15 protein-coding genes are annotated in these 17,444 nt (G+C 66.7%); 7 read left to right on the forward strand and 8 right to left on the reverse strand.

Features of this window, described 5'->3' with window-relative positions; all coding sequences use genetic code 11:
* Window positions 1-186: 186 nt before the first annotated feature.
* The 3 genes from G7Y82_RS14835 to G7Y82_RS14845 all read left to right on the forward strand — a co-directional run bounded on the left by G7Y82_RS14835 (window position 187) and on the right by G7Y82_RS14845 (window position 3,189).
* Window positions 187-612 carry an ExbD/TolR family protein gene (locus G7Y82_RS14835; RefSeq protein WP_168148926.1) on the forward strand — a complete coding sequence of 142 codons (426 nt, stop codon included), beginning with the start codon at window positions 187-189 and terminating at the stop codon, window positions 610-612.
* A 167-nt stretch (window positions 613-779) separates the two neighbouring features.
* Window positions 780-2,051, forward strand: a complete 1,272-nt coding sequence (locus G7Y82_RS14840; protein ID WP_168148927.1) for an OmpA family protein — start codon at window positions 780-782, stop codon at window positions 2,049-2,051.
* A 190-nt stretch (window positions 2,052-2,241) separates the two neighbouring features.
* Window positions 2,242-3,189, forward strand: coding sequence for a hypothetical protein (locus G7Y82_RS14845; protein WP_168148928.1), 948 nt, complete (start codon window positions 2,242-2,244; stop codon window positions 3,187-3,189).
* Window positions 3,190-3,249: 60 nt separating this feature from the next.
* Here G7Y82_RS14845 and fdhD read toward each other — a convergent pair whose 3' ends face one another.
* From fdhD to G7Y82_RS14860, 3 genes are read right to left on the reverse strand one after another with little or no spacing between them, the layout of a single operon-like run.
* Window positions 3,250-4,065 carry a formate dehydrogenase accessory sulfurtransferase FdhD gene (fdhD, locus tag G7Y82_RS14850; RefSeq protein ID WP_168148929.1) on the reverse strand — a complete coding sequence of 272 codons (816 nt, stop codon included), beginning with the start codon at window positions 4,063-4,065 and terminating at the stop codon, window positions 3,250-3,252.
* Window positions 4,065-4,295 carry a hypothetical protein gene (locus tag G7Y82_RS14855; RefSeq protein ID WP_168148930.1) on the reverse strand — a complete coding sequence of 77 codons (231 nt, stop codon included), beginning with the start codon at window positions 4,293-4,295 and terminating at the stop codon, window positions 4,065-4,067. The genes fdhD and G7Y82_RS14855 overlap by 1 nt, the downstream gene beginning before the upstream one ends.
* Window positions 4,295-6,538, reverse strand: coding sequence for an FdhF/YdeP family oxidoreductase (locus G7Y82_RS14860; RefSeq protein ID WP_168148931.1), 2,244 nt, complete (start codon window positions 6,536-6,538; stop codon window positions 4,295-4,297). Before G7Y82_RS14860 ends, G7Y82_RS14855 begins: the two co-directional genes overlap by 1 nt.
* 280 nt (window positions 6,539-6,818) lie before the next feature.
* On the opposite strand from G7Y82_RS14860, the gene G7Y82_RS14865 reads away from it, so the two are divergent.
* A complete protein-coding gene (locus tag G7Y82_RS14865) occupies window positions 6,819-9,110 on the forward strand; it encodes a Tex family protein (protein WP_168148932.1) in 2,292 nt (763 codons plus the stop codon).
* A 20-nt stretch (window positions 9,111-9,130) separates the two neighbouring features.
* Here the strand turns inward: G7Y82_RS14865 and G7Y82_RS14870 are convergent, their stop codons facing one another.
* Both G7Y82_RS14870 and G7Y82_RS14875 read right to left on the reverse strand, forming a co-directional pair.
* Window positions 9,131-11,026, reverse strand: coding sequence for a PAS domain S-box protein (locus tag G7Y82_RS14870; RefSeq protein ID WP_168148933.1), 1,896 nt, complete (start codon window positions 11,024-11,026; stop codon window positions 9,131-9,133).
* Between the two features lie 145 nt (window positions 11,027-11,171).
* Window positions 11,172-11,429, reverse strand: a complete 258-nt coding sequence (locus G7Y82_RS14875; protein ID WP_168148934.1) for a hypothetical protein — start codon at window positions 11,427-11,429, stop codon at window positions 11,172-11,174.
* Between the two features lie 113 nt (window positions 11,430-11,542).
* On the opposite strand from G7Y82_RS14875, the gene G7Y82_RS14880 reads away from it, so the two are divergent.
* Window positions 11,543-12,538 carry a DedA family protein/thiosulfate sulfurtransferase GlpE gene (locus G7Y82_RS14880; protein ID WP_168149106.1) on the forward strand — a complete coding sequence of 332 codons (996 nt, stop codon included), beginning with the start codon at window positions 11,543-11,545 and terminating at the stop codon, window positions 12,536-12,538.
* 174 nt (window positions 12,539-12,712) lie between these two features.
* The gene (locus tag G7Y82_RS14885; protein WP_168148935.1) at window positions 12,713-13,510 is read left to right on the forward strand and encodes a DUF6683 family protein; all 798 of its coding nucleotides are present in this window, start codon (window positions 12,713-12,715) and stop codon (window positions 13,508-13,510) included.
* Between the two features lie 4 nt (window positions 13,511-13,514).
* On the opposite strand, the gene G7Y82_RS14890 is transcribed toward G7Y82_RS14885, so the two are convergent.
* Window positions 13,515-14,261, reverse strand: a complete 747-nt coding sequence (locus G7Y82_RS14890) for a polysaccharide deacetylase family protein (protein ID WP_168148936.1) — start codon at window positions 14,259-14,261, stop codon at window positions 13,515-13,517.
* A gap of 119 nt (window positions 14,262-14,380) precedes the next feature.
* Between G7Y82_RS14890 and G7Y82_RS14895 the strand changes: the two genes are divergently transcribed.
* A complete protein-coding gene (locus G7Y82_RS14895) occupies window positions 14,381-15,505 on the forward strand; it encodes a glycosyltransferase (RefSeq protein WP_168148937.1) in 1,125 nt (374 codons plus the stop codon).
* Window positions 15,506-15,512: 7 nt separating this feature from the next.
* On the opposite strand, the gene G7Y82_RS14900 is transcribed toward G7Y82_RS14895, so the two are convergent.
* Window positions 15,513-16,520 carry an ELM1/GtrOC1 family putative glycosyltransferase gene (locus G7Y82_RS14900; protein WP_168148938.1) on the reverse strand — a complete coding sequence of 336 codons (1,008 nt, stop codon included), beginning with the start codon at window positions 16,518-16,520 and terminating at the stop codon, window positions 15,513-15,515.
* Window positions 16,510-17,367, reverse strand: coding sequence for a glycosyltransferase family protein (locus tag G7Y82_RS14905; RefSeq protein WP_168148939.1), 858 nt, complete (start codon window positions 17,365-17,367; stop codon window positions 16,510-16,512). Before G7Y82_RS14905 ends, G7Y82_RS14900 begins: the two co-directional genes overlap by 11 nt.
* Window positions 17,368-17,444: the final 77 nt, after the last annotated feature.

Genomic DNA, 17,444 nt, shown 5'->3' on the forward strand with positions numbered 1-17,444 from the left:
CAGGAAGCGCGCTACGAGGCCGTCGGCCAAGTGGTGTTCATGTGCCAGCGCGCCGGCATCGTCAAGGTCGGCTTCATCACGCAGCCACCGCCCAGAGGCTGAAACAGCGGGTCGCGGCTTGCGCCGCGCCTACCGACACCTGCGTAGGAGCGGCGCGAGCCGCGACCGCTTCAAGAGGAACGAAACATGGCAATGAGCGTAGGCACGAGCGGCTCCGGTGATCCGGAAACGATGGTGGACATCAACACCACGCCGTTGATCGACGTGATGCTGGTGCTGCTGATCATGCTGATCATCACGATTCCGGTGCAGACGCATGCGGTGAAGCTGGACATGCCGCAGGCGACACCGCCGAGCCAGGCGACACCGCCACCGGCAGTGGAGCTGGAGATCGACTTCGACGGCACGATTTTGTGGAACGGCCAGGTGATGGACGAAGCGACGGTGGAACGTCAGTTCCAGGTCGAAGGCGCCAAGCCGGTTGATCAGCAGGCGGAGTTTCATATTCGCCCGAACAAGCTGGTCGAATACAAGTACGTGGCCTTCGTGCTCGCCGCGGCGCAGCGCAACGGCGTCAACAAGATCGGACTGGTTGGAAACGAGGGAATGTAAGGGGGCACCGCCGCGATGCGGTGGTGGCCCCGTCAAGGTGTTTCGTGGTGCAAGCGCGGTTGCAGTAGAGGAAAAAGCAGCGGCTCCGTTTCGGTGCGGTCCCGCTTTGAAATTAGACAAGGCCGCCGGCTCGGAAGCGCTGAGCGATCGGAATAAGGGGAAGATAGATGAAGAACAGGTTTGCAGTCTGCGCAGGCCTCGTATTGAGCCTGATCGCCGGATCGGCTTTTGCGCAGGATGACGCCGCGTCGAACGGGATCGACGGGCGTTTCTATATCTCGCCGATGTTTTCGTACTCGTTCGCCGACAGCTCGCGGAAGACCGATGGCGGACTGGGCGGCACGCTGGCGATCGGCAAGGAGCTGGTGCCGAAGCTCAATCTGGAATTGAGCAGCAGCTATACGGACTTTTCGGCCAAGAGCGGCAGCGGCAGCGAAAAACTGACGGGCGTCGGCGTCGATGTGCTGCTGTTTCCGCTGAACTCGGTACCCGGCCTCTACGGCGCCGCCGGCATGGCGTATGGCTTCGGTTCTTCGAATGTGTCCGACGTTCCGGGCGCAGGGAATAACGGGCATATCTTCAATGTCGGCCTCGGCTACCTGTTCGGGCCGATCAGCTGGCTGAATGACGGCAGCCTGCGCTTCGATGTGCGTGAGCGCTTCGACGACAAGTTCAAGAAGGCGGAGACCAACAAGTTCGCCGATACGGTGGTGTCGATCGGTCTGCTGTATCCGCTGGGTGCACGACCGGTGAAGGCGGCGCCGCCGCAGGAACCGGTCCAGGTCGTGGCGCCGGTCGCGCCGACGGACAGTGATGCCGACGGCGTGCCCGACGATCGGGATCAGTGCCCGAACACGCCGAGCGGCACGCAGGTCAATGACGTGGGTTGTGCGTTGCCGCCACCGCCGCCGCCATGCAATCCGCCGCTGCCGGGGCAGCATGTCGACCTCGCCGGTTGCGGCGTCGGCGACACGATCACGCTCAGCGGCGTCAATTTCGACTTCGACAAGTCGACGCTGACGCTCAATGCCAAGACCATCCTCGATGACGTGGCCGCCGCTTTGATTGCGGCACCCGATATTCACGTCGAGGTGGCCGGCCATACCGACAGCCGCGGCAGCGATGCGTACAACCAGAAACTGTCGCAGGCCCGTGCCGAGGCGGTGATGGCGTATCTCGGCGAGCACGGCGTCGCTGCGGATCGCATGACGGCGCACGGCTATGGCGAGACCGAGCCGGTGGCGGACAACGACACCGATGAAGGTCGCGAGCGCAATCGTCGCGTCGAGTTGCGGATTACCGAATCCGCGAACCCCGCGGCACCACCCGCAGCGCAGGACAATGGCAGCGTACCGGCACCGGATGCGCCCACCCCGTTACCTGAGCCGGCCCCGGCCCCGGCCGCCGACGATACGTCGGCGCCGTCCCAGGGCTTCTGACGAACGGTTGCAACCATCATTGTTCATCGTTGTCGTCTAGTTTGTCGGTCATGCTTTCGACGATTGCAGTGCAGCTCCGTCGAACGACAACGGTCAGTTTCGGCGACTTGATGAAAGGCGCGCCGGCCGTCGGTCCCGTCGTGTGGATGGCTGACGGTACCGGCGTTGCCGTCTTGAGGAGGAGAGAGAGATGAGCGGCGAATTTGTATTGGAGTCCGGCACGGACCCGAAGGTGAAGTTTTCGGTGCTCGCGGCCATCATCGCAGCGTTCGCAATCGGCGCGGTCCTGCTGATGAAACCCGGTAGCACGACGCATGTCGCGGCTGCCAAGCCGGCAGCGGCTGCGCCTGCAGCTCGGGTGCCGGCGCAGCCTGCCGCGCCGCCGGCGCAGAGCGCAGACCCGTATGGTGATGCCGCAACGGCGGACGCCGCAGAGCCTGCACAGTCCTGGCCTGATGCCGCGCCGCCGGCGGAGACGTCTGCACCGACCACGTTCCAGGCGGCGACGGAGGCCACGACGGCGATGCCGTCGACCGCCGACAGCGGGTCGCCGGCGGCAAGCGCGGCACAGGCTAAGACGGCCACCGCCAGCAGCGCCGACGACTCCGCGTCGCAGCCACTGCAAACCTTTGATGATTCGGCCGACGCCGACGCCGACGCCGATGCCGGCGACGCGCTGTCGGCGAACGCGGGTGCCCAGCCGACCGACATGAACGACCTGATGGCGTCGCCGCCGGCGGCCAGCGCATCGTCACACCGTCGCGCCGAAGATCACCCGCGCCCGGCGGTTCGCGCGCCGTCCGCTCCGGCGATCGAGGCACTGCATGCCTGGTGGCGCAGCGACAAGTCCGGTGCGCTGGCCGTGCAGTACGTCGGTCCGGTGGCGGGCGAGCAGGCCCTGGTGGTGCGCCTGTCGCAGAGCGTTGCGAACGCCAATGACGCGGCGCAGCACATTCATGTCGTCGATCAGGCGGGCGCCAACGTGGCCGGCAACTGGAGCCTGGGCAGCAATCCGTACGTGCTGGTCTATCAGGGCGTGCAGCCGGGCCGCTACACGGTGCGCATCGATCCGGCGCTGCGCAGCGCCAGCGGTACCATGCTGGGCACGACGCTGCAGGGGCCGGTCTTTGTGCAGTGATGATGCGGTTGTGACGATCCCGCCGCGGGCGCCGCACATCGTCGGCGCTCTCGGCGGGCATCAACCGGTGATGCCGGCACCGGTTTCGAGTGTTTCGGCGAGCGTGCCGGCGTAAAGCGTCAGTCGCGTTTCGCGGGTGAAGCCGGCGAGTGTGATGCCGGCTTCGTTGGCGATGCGGATCGCCAGGGCCGTCGGTGCCGAGATCGCGGCGACAATCGGGCAGTCGGCCTGCGCGGCCTTGTGTACGACTTCGTACGATGCGCGTGACGTCACCAGCATCGCGTCGCCGCGTACGCCACGGCGCGCGGCGGCGCCGACCAGCTTGTCGATGGCGTTGTGACGGCCGACGTCTTCGCGAACCAGCAACTGTCCCTGGCCATGAATGAATGCCGCGGCGTGCGTCGCGCCGCATTGATCGTTGAGCGGCTGCGCGGCTTCGAGTGCCGACATGCCGGCCAACAGAGTGGCCATGTCGAGCTGCGCCGATATGCTGACGCGGCGCACCGGCCGTATTGCGTTCTGCAGCGAATCGGTCCCGCATAGGCCGCAGCCGGTGCGGCCGGTCAGGTTGCGATGACGAGAGTCGACGGCGGCATAGTGACGTTGCGGGATCAGCATCTGCAACGAAATGCCATGCGCGGTGTGCAAGCGATCGACGACCTCGATCTCGTCGGCGCGCGTGACGATGCCTTCGCTCAGTGAGAACCCGACCGCGAAGTCGTCGAGATCGGCGGGTGTGGCCATCATCACGGCGTACGGTCGACCGTTGTAAACGAGGGCGATCGGCGTTTCCTCGGCAACGGTTTCGACACTGGTCCGGTGCTCGGTGCCGTGCCGACGCTCGGCGGCGACGTCCTGTAGCGGAGTCCGGCTCATTACGCGCGCTCCAGGTGCTCACGCGCACGCGCTGTCAGGTGCAGGCGAGCAGGCTCCCCGTCATCGACCACAATGAGATCGAGGCCGCCGATCGTCGTGTCCGGCCCCAGCGCCGCCAGCAGGCGGCGCAGCTGACTCTGGCTCAGCTGCAGCGCCTTGGCGGCGCGTGCCAGCGACAGGCCATCATGGCGACCGACCAGATCAAGCAGCGCGGCAGCGGTCTCATCCATCAGGCAGCTACGTCGATGCTGCTGCGCTGCAGACGCACCGGAATCGACTTCGAGGTCGGTGTACGTGCGCGCTCGGCGTAGGAATCCAGCGGCACCAGTGGATTGGTCTCCGGGTAGTACGCACCGATGCAACCCGCCGGGATGTTGTACTCGACGAGGCGAAAGTGCGTGGCGACGCGCTCGCCGTCGTGCCAGACCGACACGATATCGACCCAATCGCCTTCGGCGTAGCCAAGCCGGTCGAGATCGCTGCGGCTGATGAAGCACACGCGACGTTCGCCCTTGATGCCGCGATAGCGGTCATGCAGGCCGTAGATCGTGGTGTTGTATTGATCGTGGCTGCGCATCGTCATCAGCGTCAGCAGCTGCGTATCGGGTGCGACCGTCGGTGCCAGCGGATGTACGCAGAACAGCGCCTTGCCGGCGTCGTTGCGCCACTGCCGATCGCGCGCCGAATTGCCGAGATAGAAGCCGCCCGGCTGGTGGACACGAGCATTGAAGTCGTCAAAGCCGTCGACGACCATCGCGATGCGATCGCGAATGCGGTCGTAGTCGGCGACCAGGTCCTGCCATGGCGTGCGGCTGTTCGGCAGCGTAGCCATCGCGATGCCGGCGATGATCGCCGGCTCCGAGCGCAGCTGCGGCGAGGCTGGCGCATTCATGCCGGTCGAGATGTGCACCATGCTCATCGAATCCTCGACGCTGACGCCCTGTACGCCACCGGCCTGCATGTCGATCTCGGTGCGGCCGAGGCAGGGCAGGATCAGCGCGTCGCGACCCTGCACGAGATGCGAGCGATTGAGCTTGGTTGACACCTGCACGGTCAGCGCGCAGTTGCGCAGCGCCGCCTGCGTGCGTTCGCTGTCCGGCGTGGCGACCGCGAAATTGCCGCCCATGCCGATGAAGACCTTGGCGTCGCCGGCGATCATCGCTTCGATCGCGCCGACCACGTCATGACCGTGGGCGCGCGGCGGCTCGAACGCGAAGGCACTGCCGAGCTTGTCGAGGAAGCGCGGCGACGGCTTTTCGTAAATGCCCATCGTGCGGTCACCCTGCACATTGGAGTGACCGCGCACCGGGCACAGGCCGGCGCCCGGCTTGCCGATGTGTCCGCGACTGAGCAGCAGATTGCCGATCATCTGGATCGTCGCGACCGCGCGCTTGTGCTGGGTAATGCCCATGCCCCAGCAGGCGATGGCGGCCTTGGACTGGCGGAAGATCGTTGCCGCCTGTTCGATCTGTTCGCGCGACAGGCCGGATTCGATCTCGATCGTCGCCCAATCGGCCGCACGCACGCTGTCGGCGATGGCGTCGAAGCCGGTCGTGTGGGCGTCGATGAATGCACGATCGATATCGCCGGCTTCGATCACGCACTTGAGCATGCCGGTGACGACGGCGAGGTCACCGCCCAGCCGCGGCTGGTAGTAGTGCGTGGCGATCGTGGTCGAGCCGCCGGTCGTCATTTCGACCGGCGACTGCGGATTGGCGAAGCGTTCGAGGCCGCGTTCCCGCACCGGATTGAACGCCAGAATCTTGCACCCGCGCTTGGCCGCGGTGCGCAACTCGCCGAGCATGCGCGGATGGTTGGTGCCGGGGTTGTGACCGAAGCTGAAAATCACATCGGCCTTCTCGAAGTCGTCGAGCGTGACCGTGCCCTTGCCGATGCCGATCTGTTCGGCGAGGCCGACGCTGGTCGGCTCGTGACACATGTTCGAGCAGTCCGGCATGTTGTTGGTGCCGTACTCGCGGGCGAGCAGCTGGTAAAGAAACGCGGCTTCGTTGGATGTGCGGCCGGAGGTATAGAACAGCGCCTGGTTCGGGTCGTCCAGCGCCTGCAAATGTGCGGCGATCCTGGCGAACGCGTCGTCCCAGCTGATCGGCACGTAGTGGTCGCTGGCGGCGTCGTACCGCATCGGTTCGGTGAGGCGGCCCTGGCCTTCGAGCCAGTAGTCGTCGTGCGTGGCCAGTTCGCTGACGCTGTACTCGGCGAAGAAGGCCGGCGTGACGCGTCGCGCCGTGGCTTCGGCGGCGACCGCCTTGACGCCGTTTTCGCAGAACTCGAATGTCGAATGATGGTTCTTGTCCGGCCATGCGCAGCCGGGGCAGTCGAAACCCTCGGGCTGGTTGGCCTTGAGCATGGTCAGCGAACCAAGACTGACGATGCCTTGCTCCTTGATGTGCTGATAGGAACTCAGCAATGCGTCCCAGCCGCCCGCTGCACCCTTGTAGGTTTCCTTGCTCATCTATCCTCCGCCGGGTTCGTCTCTGGTGTGAACCCGTCTGACCAGCCGATCCGCGATCATTGTAGGCGCCTGCCGCATGGTCGGCACAGTGAAACCCGGCGAACGTCGTTGCGCCCGTCGCGATGACGCGCGCGAGTGCAAAGCGGGGGCGATTGCGGCACACTGCGCCAGCCTCCGTCGGCGTTGCCGCGGACGAGCCCACCGCGGCCCCGCGCCGCCGAACAGAGCCGCCGATCGCCGCGGCCTTTTTATTGCACTCATTCACGAAAACAAGATCTGCATGTCCGTCAAAGCCGACGAAATCGCCCGTCTCATCGCTACTGAAATCGCCGCCCAGCCACGTCAGGTCGCCGCCGCCGTCGAGTTGCTCGACGAGGGTGCGACGGTGCCGTTCATCGCCCGTTACCGCAAGGAAGTGACCGGCGGTCTCGACGACACGCAGCTGCGCCTGCTCGAAGAGCGTCTGGGCTATCTGCGCGAGCTTGAAGCGCGCCGCGACACGGTGCTCGAGTCGATACGCTCGCAGGGCAAGCTGACCGAAGAGCTCGAATCGAAAATTGCCGGTGTGATGACCAAGGCCGAGCTCGAGGACTTGTACCTGCCTTACAAGCCCAAGCGTCGCACGCGCGCCGAAATCGCTCGCGAGCGCGGGCTGCAGACCCTGGCGGATGCGTTGATGGACGACCGCACGCTGGTGCCGACCGATGTCGCCGCCGCCTACGTCAAGGATGAGGTCGCCGACGTCAAGGCAGCGCTCGACGGTGCGCGCGACATTCTGATGGAGCGCTTCGCCGAAGACGCCGATCTGCTCGGTCGTCTGCGTACGCACATGAAGACGCATGCGTCGCTGCGCGCCAAGGTGCTCGACGGCAAGGAGCAGGCCGGCGCCAAGTTTTCCGATTACTTCGACCATCACGAGCGCTGGGCGACGGCGCCGAGCCATCGCGTGCTGGCGATGCTGCGCGGGCGCAATGAGGACGTGCTGTCGCTGGAGATCGAAGTCGACGTCGACGATCCATCGCCGCTTAAGCCGGCCGAGAAGATGATCGCCGACGCATTCGCGATTCCGGAGCGCGGTGCTGCGGCCGACGGCTGGCTGCTCGATGTTGCCAAATGGACCTGGCGCGTGAAGCTGTCGTTCTCGCTGGCGATGGACTTGATGACGGAGATGCGCGAGCGCGCCGAGGAAGAGGCGATTCATGTGTTCGCCAAGAACCTCAAGGATCTGCTGCTCGCCGCACCGGCTGGCGCCAAGGCGACGATGGGCCTCGATCCGGGCATTCGCACCGGCGTCAAGGTCGCAGTCGTCGACAACACCGGCAAGCTGCTCGATACGGCGACGGTCTATCCGTTCCAGCCGAAGAATGACGTGCGCGGCGCGCAGGCCGAGTTGGCGCGGTTGATCGCCAAGCACCAGGTCGAGTTGATCGCCATCGGCAACGGCACGGCGAGTCGCGAGACCGACAAGCTGGTCGCCGAACTGCTCTCGCATCTGGCGCCGCCGAAGCCGATCAAGATCGTCGTCAGCGAGGCCGGTGCGTCGGTCTATTCGGCGTCGGCCACCGCTGCCGCGGAGTTCCCGAACCTCGACGTGTCGCTGCGCGGCGCGGTGTCGATTGCGCGGCGCCTGCAGGATCCGCTGGCCGAGCTGGTGAAGATCGAACCGAAGGCGATCGGCGTCGGCCAGTACCAGCACGACGTTGATCAGTACCGGCTGGCGCGTGCGCTCGATGCGGTGGTCGAGGACGCGGTCAACGCGGTGGGGGTCGACCTCAACATGGCGTCGGCGCCGCTGCTGGCGCGCGTGTCGGGTCTGGGCGCGTCGCTGGCCGAAGCTATCGTCGCGCATCGCGATCAGCAGGGCGCGTTCAAGACGCGCAAGGATCTGCTCGATGTTGCGCGCCTGGGGCCGAAGACCTTCGAACAGTGCGCCGGCTTTCTGCGCATTTCCGGTGGTGCACAGCCGCTCGATGCGTCGTCGGTGCACCCGGAAGCCTATGACGTGGCGACGCGCATCGTCGCTGCCTGCGGCCGCGACGTGCGTGCGCTGATGGGTGACAGCAAGGCGTTGAAGGCCCTCGATCCGCGCGTGTTCGTCGACGAGCGTTTCGGCCTGCCGACGGTGCGCGACATCATTGCCGAACTGGAAAAGCCGGGCCGCGATCCGCGCCCGGAGTTCCGCACGGCGACGTTCGCCGACGACGTGCACGAGATCAGCGATCTCAAGCCCGGCATGGTGCTCGAAGGCACGGTGACCAATGTTGCGGCGTTCGGCGCCTTCGTCGACATCGGCGTTCACCAGGACGGCCTCGTTCACGTTTCGCAGCTCGCCGATCGCTTCGTCAAGGACCCGCATGAGGTGGTCAAGGCCGGCGACGTGGTGAAGGTGCGCGTGGTCGACGTCGATGCGGCGCGCAAGCGCATCGCGCTGTCGATGAAGAAGGACGACGGTAGTGCGACGCGTCAGCCGGGGCCACGGGCCAATGCGCCACGCGGTCGCGATGCCCCGCGCGGCAAGCCGCAACAGGGCTCGCTCGGCGACGCGCTGCTGGAAGCCTTGCGGCGCAAGTAGGCCAAGGTCGACGCGCGGTGTCAGCGCGTCGACGTCGCGTTGCGGAAGCGCTCGCGCTTGGCGTGCTTGCTGCGATACATCGCGCCGTCGGCCTCACGCATCAGTGCATCGGCCGTGGTCGCTGGCTGGTCGGCGGTCCAGTGCGCGAGGCCGACGCTGACGTCGACATACTGCGCCCGGCCATCGAGCATGACGGCAGCACCGGCGATGGCCTGTTGCAGCGCGATCGCGAGGGCCTCGGCGCCGGCCTCATCGTCGTCGGCGAGCAGCACGGTGAACTCGTCGCCTGCCAGTCGTGCCAGTAGGGCGCCCGGCGGCAGGCACGCCGACAGCCGCTCGGCGGCCTGTCGCAGCAGCGCATCGCCGACTTCGTGGCCCATCGAATCGTTGACCCGCTTGAAGCCGTCAAGATCGAGAAACAGCACGGACAGCGTGCTGTGCTCGGCGCGGGCGCGCTCGATCGCCAGCGGCAGTTGCTCGAACAGCGCACGTCGATTCGGCAGTCCGGTCAGTGCATCCTGGCGCGCCTCGCGTTCGCGGCGCAGCTCGGCCTGACGGCGCTCGGTGATGTCGTGCAGGAAGGCACTGAACAGCGTCCGACCATTGAGTTCGATCGGGCAGATGCGCAGTTCGATCGGAAACAGCTGGCCGTCGCGCCGTACCGCGCTGAGTTCCAGGCGCTTGTTCAGCACAGGGCCGTCGCCGCTGTTCAGGTAGTGGGCGAGGCCGCGACGGTGGGCCTCGCGCATGTCGGGCGGCACGATCAGCGTATCCAGCGCACGCCCCAGCGCTTCTATACGCGTCCAGCCGAACGTGATTTCCGCCTGATGGTTCCAGTCGGTGACCAGGCCCTGGGCGTCGATGCAGACATAGGCGTCGTGGGCGTTTTCGATCACCGAGCGCAGTTCCGCCTCGGAGTCGCCGAGGCGCCGGTTCGCTGCTTCCAGCGCCCGGGTGCGGTGTTCGACGCGGCGTTCCAGATCGTGCTGCAGACGGCGCAGCGCCTGCTCGGTTTCCTTTTGCTCGGTGATGTCTTCGATGACCGAGATGAAGTGATGTGGCCCTCCATCCGCATGACGGCGCAGTGCCACCGACAGCGTCGCCCAGATGACGTGTCCGTCCTTGCGGCGATAGCGCTTTTCCATGCGGTAGCGGTCGATCCAGCCGTCGCGCAGGTCCTGTAGCTGGGTGAGATCCGCGTCGAGATCCTCAGGGTGCGTCAAATCCTGAAAGGTCAGTCGCATCAGCTCCGATTCGCTGTAGCCGAGTATCTTGCACAGCGCCGAGTTGACCTTCATCCAGCTGCCGTCCAGGCCCACCAGGGCGATGCCGGCGGCGGCGAGTTCGAAGGCTGACTGATAGCGCACCGCGGTCTCTTCCAGGCGCTCCTGCAGGTTCAGGATTAGCCGCTGAACCGACAGCGCTTCCTGCCGCTGCTCGAGCTCGCGGGCGATGACGGCCGCCAAGTCCGTCAGCACCTGTTGCTGCGCGTCGGACAAGGTTCGCGGTTGCGGGGCTAGCGCGTACAACGTGCCGACGACGGCACCGTAAGTCGTGCGGATCGGTGCGCCCGCGTAGAAATGCAGTTGGGGCTGTTCGATGACCAGCGGGTGCTGCGAGAAGCGCGGATCGGCGTGCAAGTCGTCGACGATCAGCACAGTGCCTGGGGCGAGCGCCAGCTGCGTGCACAACGCCCGATCGCGCTGTGATTGGCGTGGATTCAGCCCGACGCAGGACTTGATCAGCGGGCGATCGTGCTCGGTCAGTGCCAGGACCACGATCGGCACGCCCAGCGCCGAGGCCAGGATGCGCGTGACCTGCTCGAATGCCGGTTCGGCTGGCGCGTCGAGCAGATCGAACAGATCGGACCGCGGCGGGCGGATCGGCTCGTCGGCGGAACCTTGGGCAGCAGACATGGGCGTGTCAGGCGTGCTCGGATGTACACGCAGTGTGCGATGCCTGAGCGCCGACGCCTAGCGTCACCCGACCAGCGTAGGGGTGCAGGGTTCCCTGCGGCCGGATCGCGGCGAGCGCGCGATCCGGCCTTTTCGCGCTGCGGTGCTAGCAGCCCAGCTGCTTGAGCGTGCGTTGCACGGCGCTCCGCAGGGCCCGCTCTTCGGTACCGGCCTGCGGGTCGGCCGGCCAGGCGTCGCCGAGGTCGGTGGCGATTGCCGTGCGCAGCTCTTCGGCGTCCGGGTGCGCATCGATCAGCGCGCGCAGCGCCAGGGTGTTGGCGATTTCGGCGCCACGCAGCTCGATGAGCTGTTCTTCGATTTTGTGTACCAGGCTGGCGATTGCCTGCGTTTCTTCTCTGTCCATCGTGATTGAAGGGGCAAGGGGAGGCCGCGCACTTTAGCGCCGTGTGCCGGAGGCTGCATGTCGCGACCGTTCGTCAGGTCTTACACTGCGCGCCGTATCGGAGCGTGGCCGCGATGTTTGAAACCTGGGATCCGCAGTTGCTGTCGAGTCTGCTCGCCTGTGCGTGCATGAGCGCGGCGGCGCTCGGTTTGCCGGTGCCGACGCTGCCCGCGCTGATCTATGCCGGCAGCATGGCCGCCTTGAGCCCGCACGCCCATGCCGGCTTTGCGGCGCTGGCGTTCAGCGGCGCCGTGGCCGGCGGCATGCTCGGCGACAGCCTCTGGTATTACGCCGGCCGTCGGCATGGGTTCCGGGTCTTGCGCCTGTTGTGCCGTCTGTCGCTGTCGCAGGACAGCTGCGTACGGCAGACCGAGACCTTTTTTGCGCGCCGCGGCATCCGCATCCTGCTGGTCGCGCGTTTTGTGCCGGGCCTGTCGGTGGTGTCGGTGCCGATGTCCGGAGTCGCCGCCGTGCCCTTCGCGCGCTTTGCGCTGCACGACATCCTGGGCGTGGTGCTGTGGGTCGCGGCCGGCCTGTGCATCGGTTACGCGTTTGCTGGCCAGGTCGATGCCGTGCTGGGCCTGCTGCAGCGCTTCGGCCTCGGCATCGGTGCGGCCGTGATGACCGTTCTCGTGATCTTCGTCGGTTTTCGCGCCTGGCGGCGTCGGCGCCTGCTGCAGGCCCTGGAAATGAGCCGGATTTCGGTCGACGAACTCTATGATCTGATGGCCGCCGGCACGACGCCGATCGTCATCGACGCGCGCTCTGCGGAGGGGCAGCAGCAGGACCCGTGGCGCATCCCGGGGGCGCGGCTCATCGATCTGGCGCAGCTCGAACACGCGGTCGGCGACCTGACACGGCGCGAACAGGTCGTGCTGTATTGCGCCTGCCCGAACGAGGTCTCGGCGGCGCTGGTCGCCCAGCGCTTGCGCAGCCTGGGCTTCAACGACGTGCGGCCGCTACTCGGCGGGCTCGACGCCTGGCGTGGAGCCGGCTGGGACCTCGAACCGATTGCCACGGTCCTTCGCGACGACGGCACCAGTGAAATCGGCATCGCCGCGCACGACTGACGACGTTTTCCGACAGCCGCCGGGAATGGATTTTGCTGCAATGCGGTAAAATCACGGCTCGGCGCGCCAAGGATGGGCGCCGGTTCCATCTGCGAATCGATGCGGTTGCCCGGGCAGTGACGCCCCGGCAGCACGGCGAATCACATGCTGAAAAACTGGCGAGTCCGGAGCCTTGTGGCGCTGCTGGGCCTGTGTCTTGCACTGCCGGCCGCCGGCAGTACGGCAAGCTCTTATGCCGAGGTACCGTTGACGGCGCTGTCGTCGCTGTACTGGTCGGCGGATTTCTACCGCAACCTGCTGCAGAAGATCGGCAGCGCCACGCTGGCGGCCGGCGAGCGCAGCGTGATGCGGATTCCCATGGCGCCGCGCTACAACTCCAACGTTCGTGCCGAGCTGCATTTTCAGGTGTCCGACGGCATCGGCCCGACCCTGCGGCAGCAGCTGGCCCAGCGCATGGTCTACGCCAATCCGCAGCAGGCGGTGCAAATCCGTACGGCGCTGAGCAGCGACTGGCTGTGGCAGGAATTCGATCATCACCTGTCGCGCGAGGGCTATGACAGCCGCGATCTGGGCGATGTGATGACCGCCTACTACGTCAGCAGCTGGGAGGTCGTGCACCACGCTGACGTCAGCTCCGAACAGTATCGCGCGGCGCGCAACCAGATCGTCTGGTATCTGCGCCGCAGCCCGGAAATCATGTTCATGACCGACATCGAAAAGCAGCGCGCCGCCGAGGCCTTTGCGCTACTGGTGTCGACGATACAAAGCGGCCGGCGCGATCTGCGACAGAAGCGCGACGACACTGGGCTGGCTTACCTGCAGAACCTGGTCTATCAATCGGTACTGACGCAGGGGGTCGACCTCAAGCGTCTGGACATCGGCCATCGCGGCTTCATTCCGGCGGCGCCGCCGAATCCCTGTGCGCAGCCGGCGCCGCCGGGCCAGCCGCCGCATTTTGGCTGCCGGCGCTGAGCGCTCAAGCCGCGCTGCGATGCAGCGGCGCGCCCTTCAGGCCGTTCTTGGTGTAGAGCTTCCACAGCAGCATCGGGATGTCATGCCCCTGGCGGATGCTCTTGCGCGGCAGCGCCAGCAGATCGAGTGCCGGATAGGCCGCGCCACGTTGGCAGGTGACGGCCGAGCTGTAGCCGGCCGCTGCGCAGGCATCGATCGCGGCCTGATCGACCGAGCCGAACGGGTAGCAGAAGTGCGGCACCGCGCGCCCCAGTTGGTCCTCGATGATGCGTTTGCTGTCGGCCAGCTCGGCGCGCAGCGTTGGCGCATCGACGCCCTTGAGTGCCGTGTGGAACAGGCCGTGTGAGCCGACTTCCATGCCCAGCGCCGGCAGGCGACGCACCTCGTCCCAGGTCATCAGCGGCGGCGTCGGCTGGCCGTCAACGGCGTACCAGCCGGCGTCGTCGCCAGCCTTGCTGGCCAGCACATAGACGATCGCCGGAAAGCCGTACTCCTGCAGGACCGGCACGGCGGTATCGATGAACGAGCGATAGCCGTCGTCGAACGTCAGCACCACCGCGCGTGGCGGGATCGGCCGTTCGCCGCGCAATGCGGCAACCGCCTCGGTCATCGTCAGTACGTTGGCGCCCCAGCGTTTGAGGAACGCCATCTGCCGGCGGAAATGCACCAGGTTGGTATAGCTGGCACGGTGCAGCTTGACGGTCGGAAAGTTGCCGACCTGGTGGTACATCAGGATCGAGATGCCGTTCATGCGCAGTGGGGGACGTCGCGGTACGCGCATCTTAGCCGACCGCGCACCGGCCGCTGACAGCCGCGCGCGCGTCGCGCAGAATGCCGGCCTTTATGCGCAACGAAGTGGGTGCCCGGTCCATGCGGATCGCTTTCTACTGCAATCTGATGGGCTGGCCGAAGAAGTCGGGCGGCGGGGTCCGGCAATGGGTGTTGGCACTGGCCAACGGCCTGGTGGCGCGCGGCCATACGGTCGACGTCCTGACCGAAGCGCCGCCGGCCAAGTTCCGCGACGAGCCGCGGCTCGACCCACGCATCGGCCGTGTGGTGCTCGGCCGCCGTGGCCCGCGCGCAACGCGGCGCCTGCGCGATTACTTGCTCGAAAGCGGCGACGTGCGCCTGGTCGCGGCGCTCAACGATTTCAATCTGACCGCCGCGCGGCTCAAGCCCAGGGTTGGCGCGCGTGCGCAGATCATGTTGACGCAGCACGAGAATCTGTCCGGCGACCGGGTTTGGCGCAAGAAGCTCAAGTACTGGTTGCTGGGCCGCGCCGTGCGCCGGGATTTTCGCCGCGCCGACAGCGTGGTTTGCGTCAGTCACGGCGTTGCCGACGATCTGCGCGAGCAGTTCGGCGTGCCGGCGGCCTTGCTGCACACGATCTACAACCCGGCGTTCAGCGAAGACTTCGTACGTGGTATGGATGCGCCGGTCGAGCATGCTTGGTTGCGCGACAAAACCGTGCCGGTCGTCATCGCGGTCGGGCGCCTGCATCCGGTGAAGGGCTTTGACGACTTGCTGCGCGCCTTCGCGCGTTTGCTCGAGCGGCGCGATGCGCGGCTGATCATTCTCGGGGAAGGGCGCTCGCGCGCCGATCTCGAAGCGCAGGTCGCGCGCGACGGGCTCACCGACAAGGTGGCGTTGCCCGGCCGGGTCGAGAACGTCGCGGCGTGGATGGCGCGTAGCGATCTGTTTGCGCTGACCTCGCACGCCGAAGGCTTCGGCAATGCGCTGGTCGAGGGGCTCGCGGCCGGGCTGCGCATCGTTGCCACCCGCTGCCCGAGCGGCCCGGCCGAAATCCTCGAGGACGGACGCTGGGGCACGCTGGTACCGGTTGGGGATCCGCAGGCGTTTGCCGATGCCATGGATCGGGCGCTGTCGGCACCATCGCCGGACCGTGAAGCACAGCTGGCCCGCGCCCGCGCGTTCTCGCTCGACGCGGCGCTCGATCAGTACCTGGCGCTCTGGTCACAGGCCCCGCGCGGCTGACCGTTCGTCAACGCAGCAGCGCCTGGATGCGCCCGACGACGCGGGCCAGATCGTCGTCATCTTCGGCGCGGTACGGGCGCTGAGCGGCCCGCTGCCCGAACAGCCCGATATGGCCGTCGTCGGCCAGTTGCCGTAGCCAGCGGTTGATATCGAGTGCCGCAGCGCTGCGTCCGGCACGCATCGTTGCCTGCGGAATCAGATGCCGGCTCTGGCGCTTGAGCCAATAGCGTGGCGTGTAGCGCAGCGGCCAGACCCACACCGGCTTGGTGCTGCGCCAGCATTCGGCCAGCATCGACGGCGAGTCGCCGCTGAGCACGATTTCATCGGCTTGGTGCAGATAGGCGGCGAATGGATTCTGAGCATCGCCGCGCACGAAGCGATAGGTTTCGCCGGGGAGTGCCGGCCGCCGGTCGAGCAGGCGCAGAACGTCGTTCGGCGTGCGCGGGCTGGTGGCGATCAGCAGGGTGCCGCGCTGACGTTCGACGCGGGCCGTGGTCGCCGCCAGCAAGCGCCCGGCGGTGGCGGCGTCGAAGCGGTACTGACGACTCACGCCGCCCAGCACCAGCAGCGTCCATGGCCGTGGCCAGTCTTGTGCGTGCAGGCGCTCGACGATCGCCGCGTCGGGTGCCGGCGGCGCCGGGTTGAACGGCATGCGGATCTTCTGGATGTTGTCGCCGTCCGGTATCACGTCCTGTGGCATGGGCACGATCAGGTCGATCTGGTCCCAGGCGACGCCGCGCGGCCGGCCGATCTGCACGAGCCGCACCTGCGGCGCGCGGTGACGCAGTTCGACGGCGGCGTCCAGCGTCTTGCCGAACGAGATCGCGATCTTCGGCCATGGCGGCTGCAGCGCTGCAAAGTCGAATTCGGCATGTCCACCGGCCAGCGGCTGGCGAGCGACGGCCAGTTCGCGAAACGGCAGCCCCAGTGCGTGGGCGAGGGCGCGCTGCTGGGTGATCTCGCCCGGTCGTGTGCCGGTCAGCAGCCAGACCGGAACGGCAGCGTCAGTGGCCAAAAAGCCGGCGCCAGCTGAAGGCGGGGCGCGTCACCGGGTTGCCCTTGTGGCGCCGCTCCGACTTCTTCGGGAAGTCACCGAAGATGGGCTGCGCGCGATAGTCGTCCGGCGACCGGCCGGCGGCCAGCGCGTCCTGGTATTCGGCCTCGAACAATGCCGCCAGATCGCTGCGCGGATGGCGCATGACCTTGCCGTCGAACCAGTGCGAGCGGCCCTCGGCATGCAGCCTGGCGAAGGTACGCTCGTGCGTGAACTGCGTGCCCATGTCCGAGTAGTGCAGGATCTTGATTGCGTCGGCCGGGCCGTCTTCGCCGTCGATGTTGTTGAATGCCGGGTCCATCGCCTGCACGCGCTCACGATGCTCGGCGCACCAGCGCGTCATCTCGCGGTGCGCTTCCGGGCGTGCGCGTAGCTGCTCGACATCCGGCAGGATCTCGCGTGCCGCCGCGCAGTCCCAGAGCATCACGCAATAACGCGGCATGTCGAGGTCGGTGCGCGCCGCGAACACGGCCGGGGCCGGCATCGGCATGGTCCACAGCTCGGCGATGTCGCCGAGCACGAGCATGTCGGTGTCCATATAGATGGCGCGGCCTTCGTAGCCGCAGCGCGACGGCACGCCCCAACGAAAACCGGAAAACGGGGTCGCCCAGCGCTCGGTCCGCCAGCCTTCACCGCGGCTGGGATCTGAATACCAGTGGCTGGCGGGGTCGCGGGACAGGCGCATCCACTCGATCTCGACCGGCAGGGAACTGCGCTTCCGGACGCTGTGTTCGAGCACCATCATCTGCTCGAGGTCGCAGTCGTTGGGATCGCAGCCGGCAAAGATTTTCACGAACGGTTCACGCATCACAGTATCGTATAGAGGCCGAGAGATGCCGGCCAGACGCAGAACCCGACAATGTCGTCGGCGGTCCGGTCGCTTGG

It is taken from the genome of Solimonas marina (genome assembly GCF_012241385.1).
GTDB classification, from domain to species: Bacteria; Pseudomonadota; Gammaproteobacteria; order Nevskiales; family Nevskiaceae; genus Solimonas; species Solimonas marina.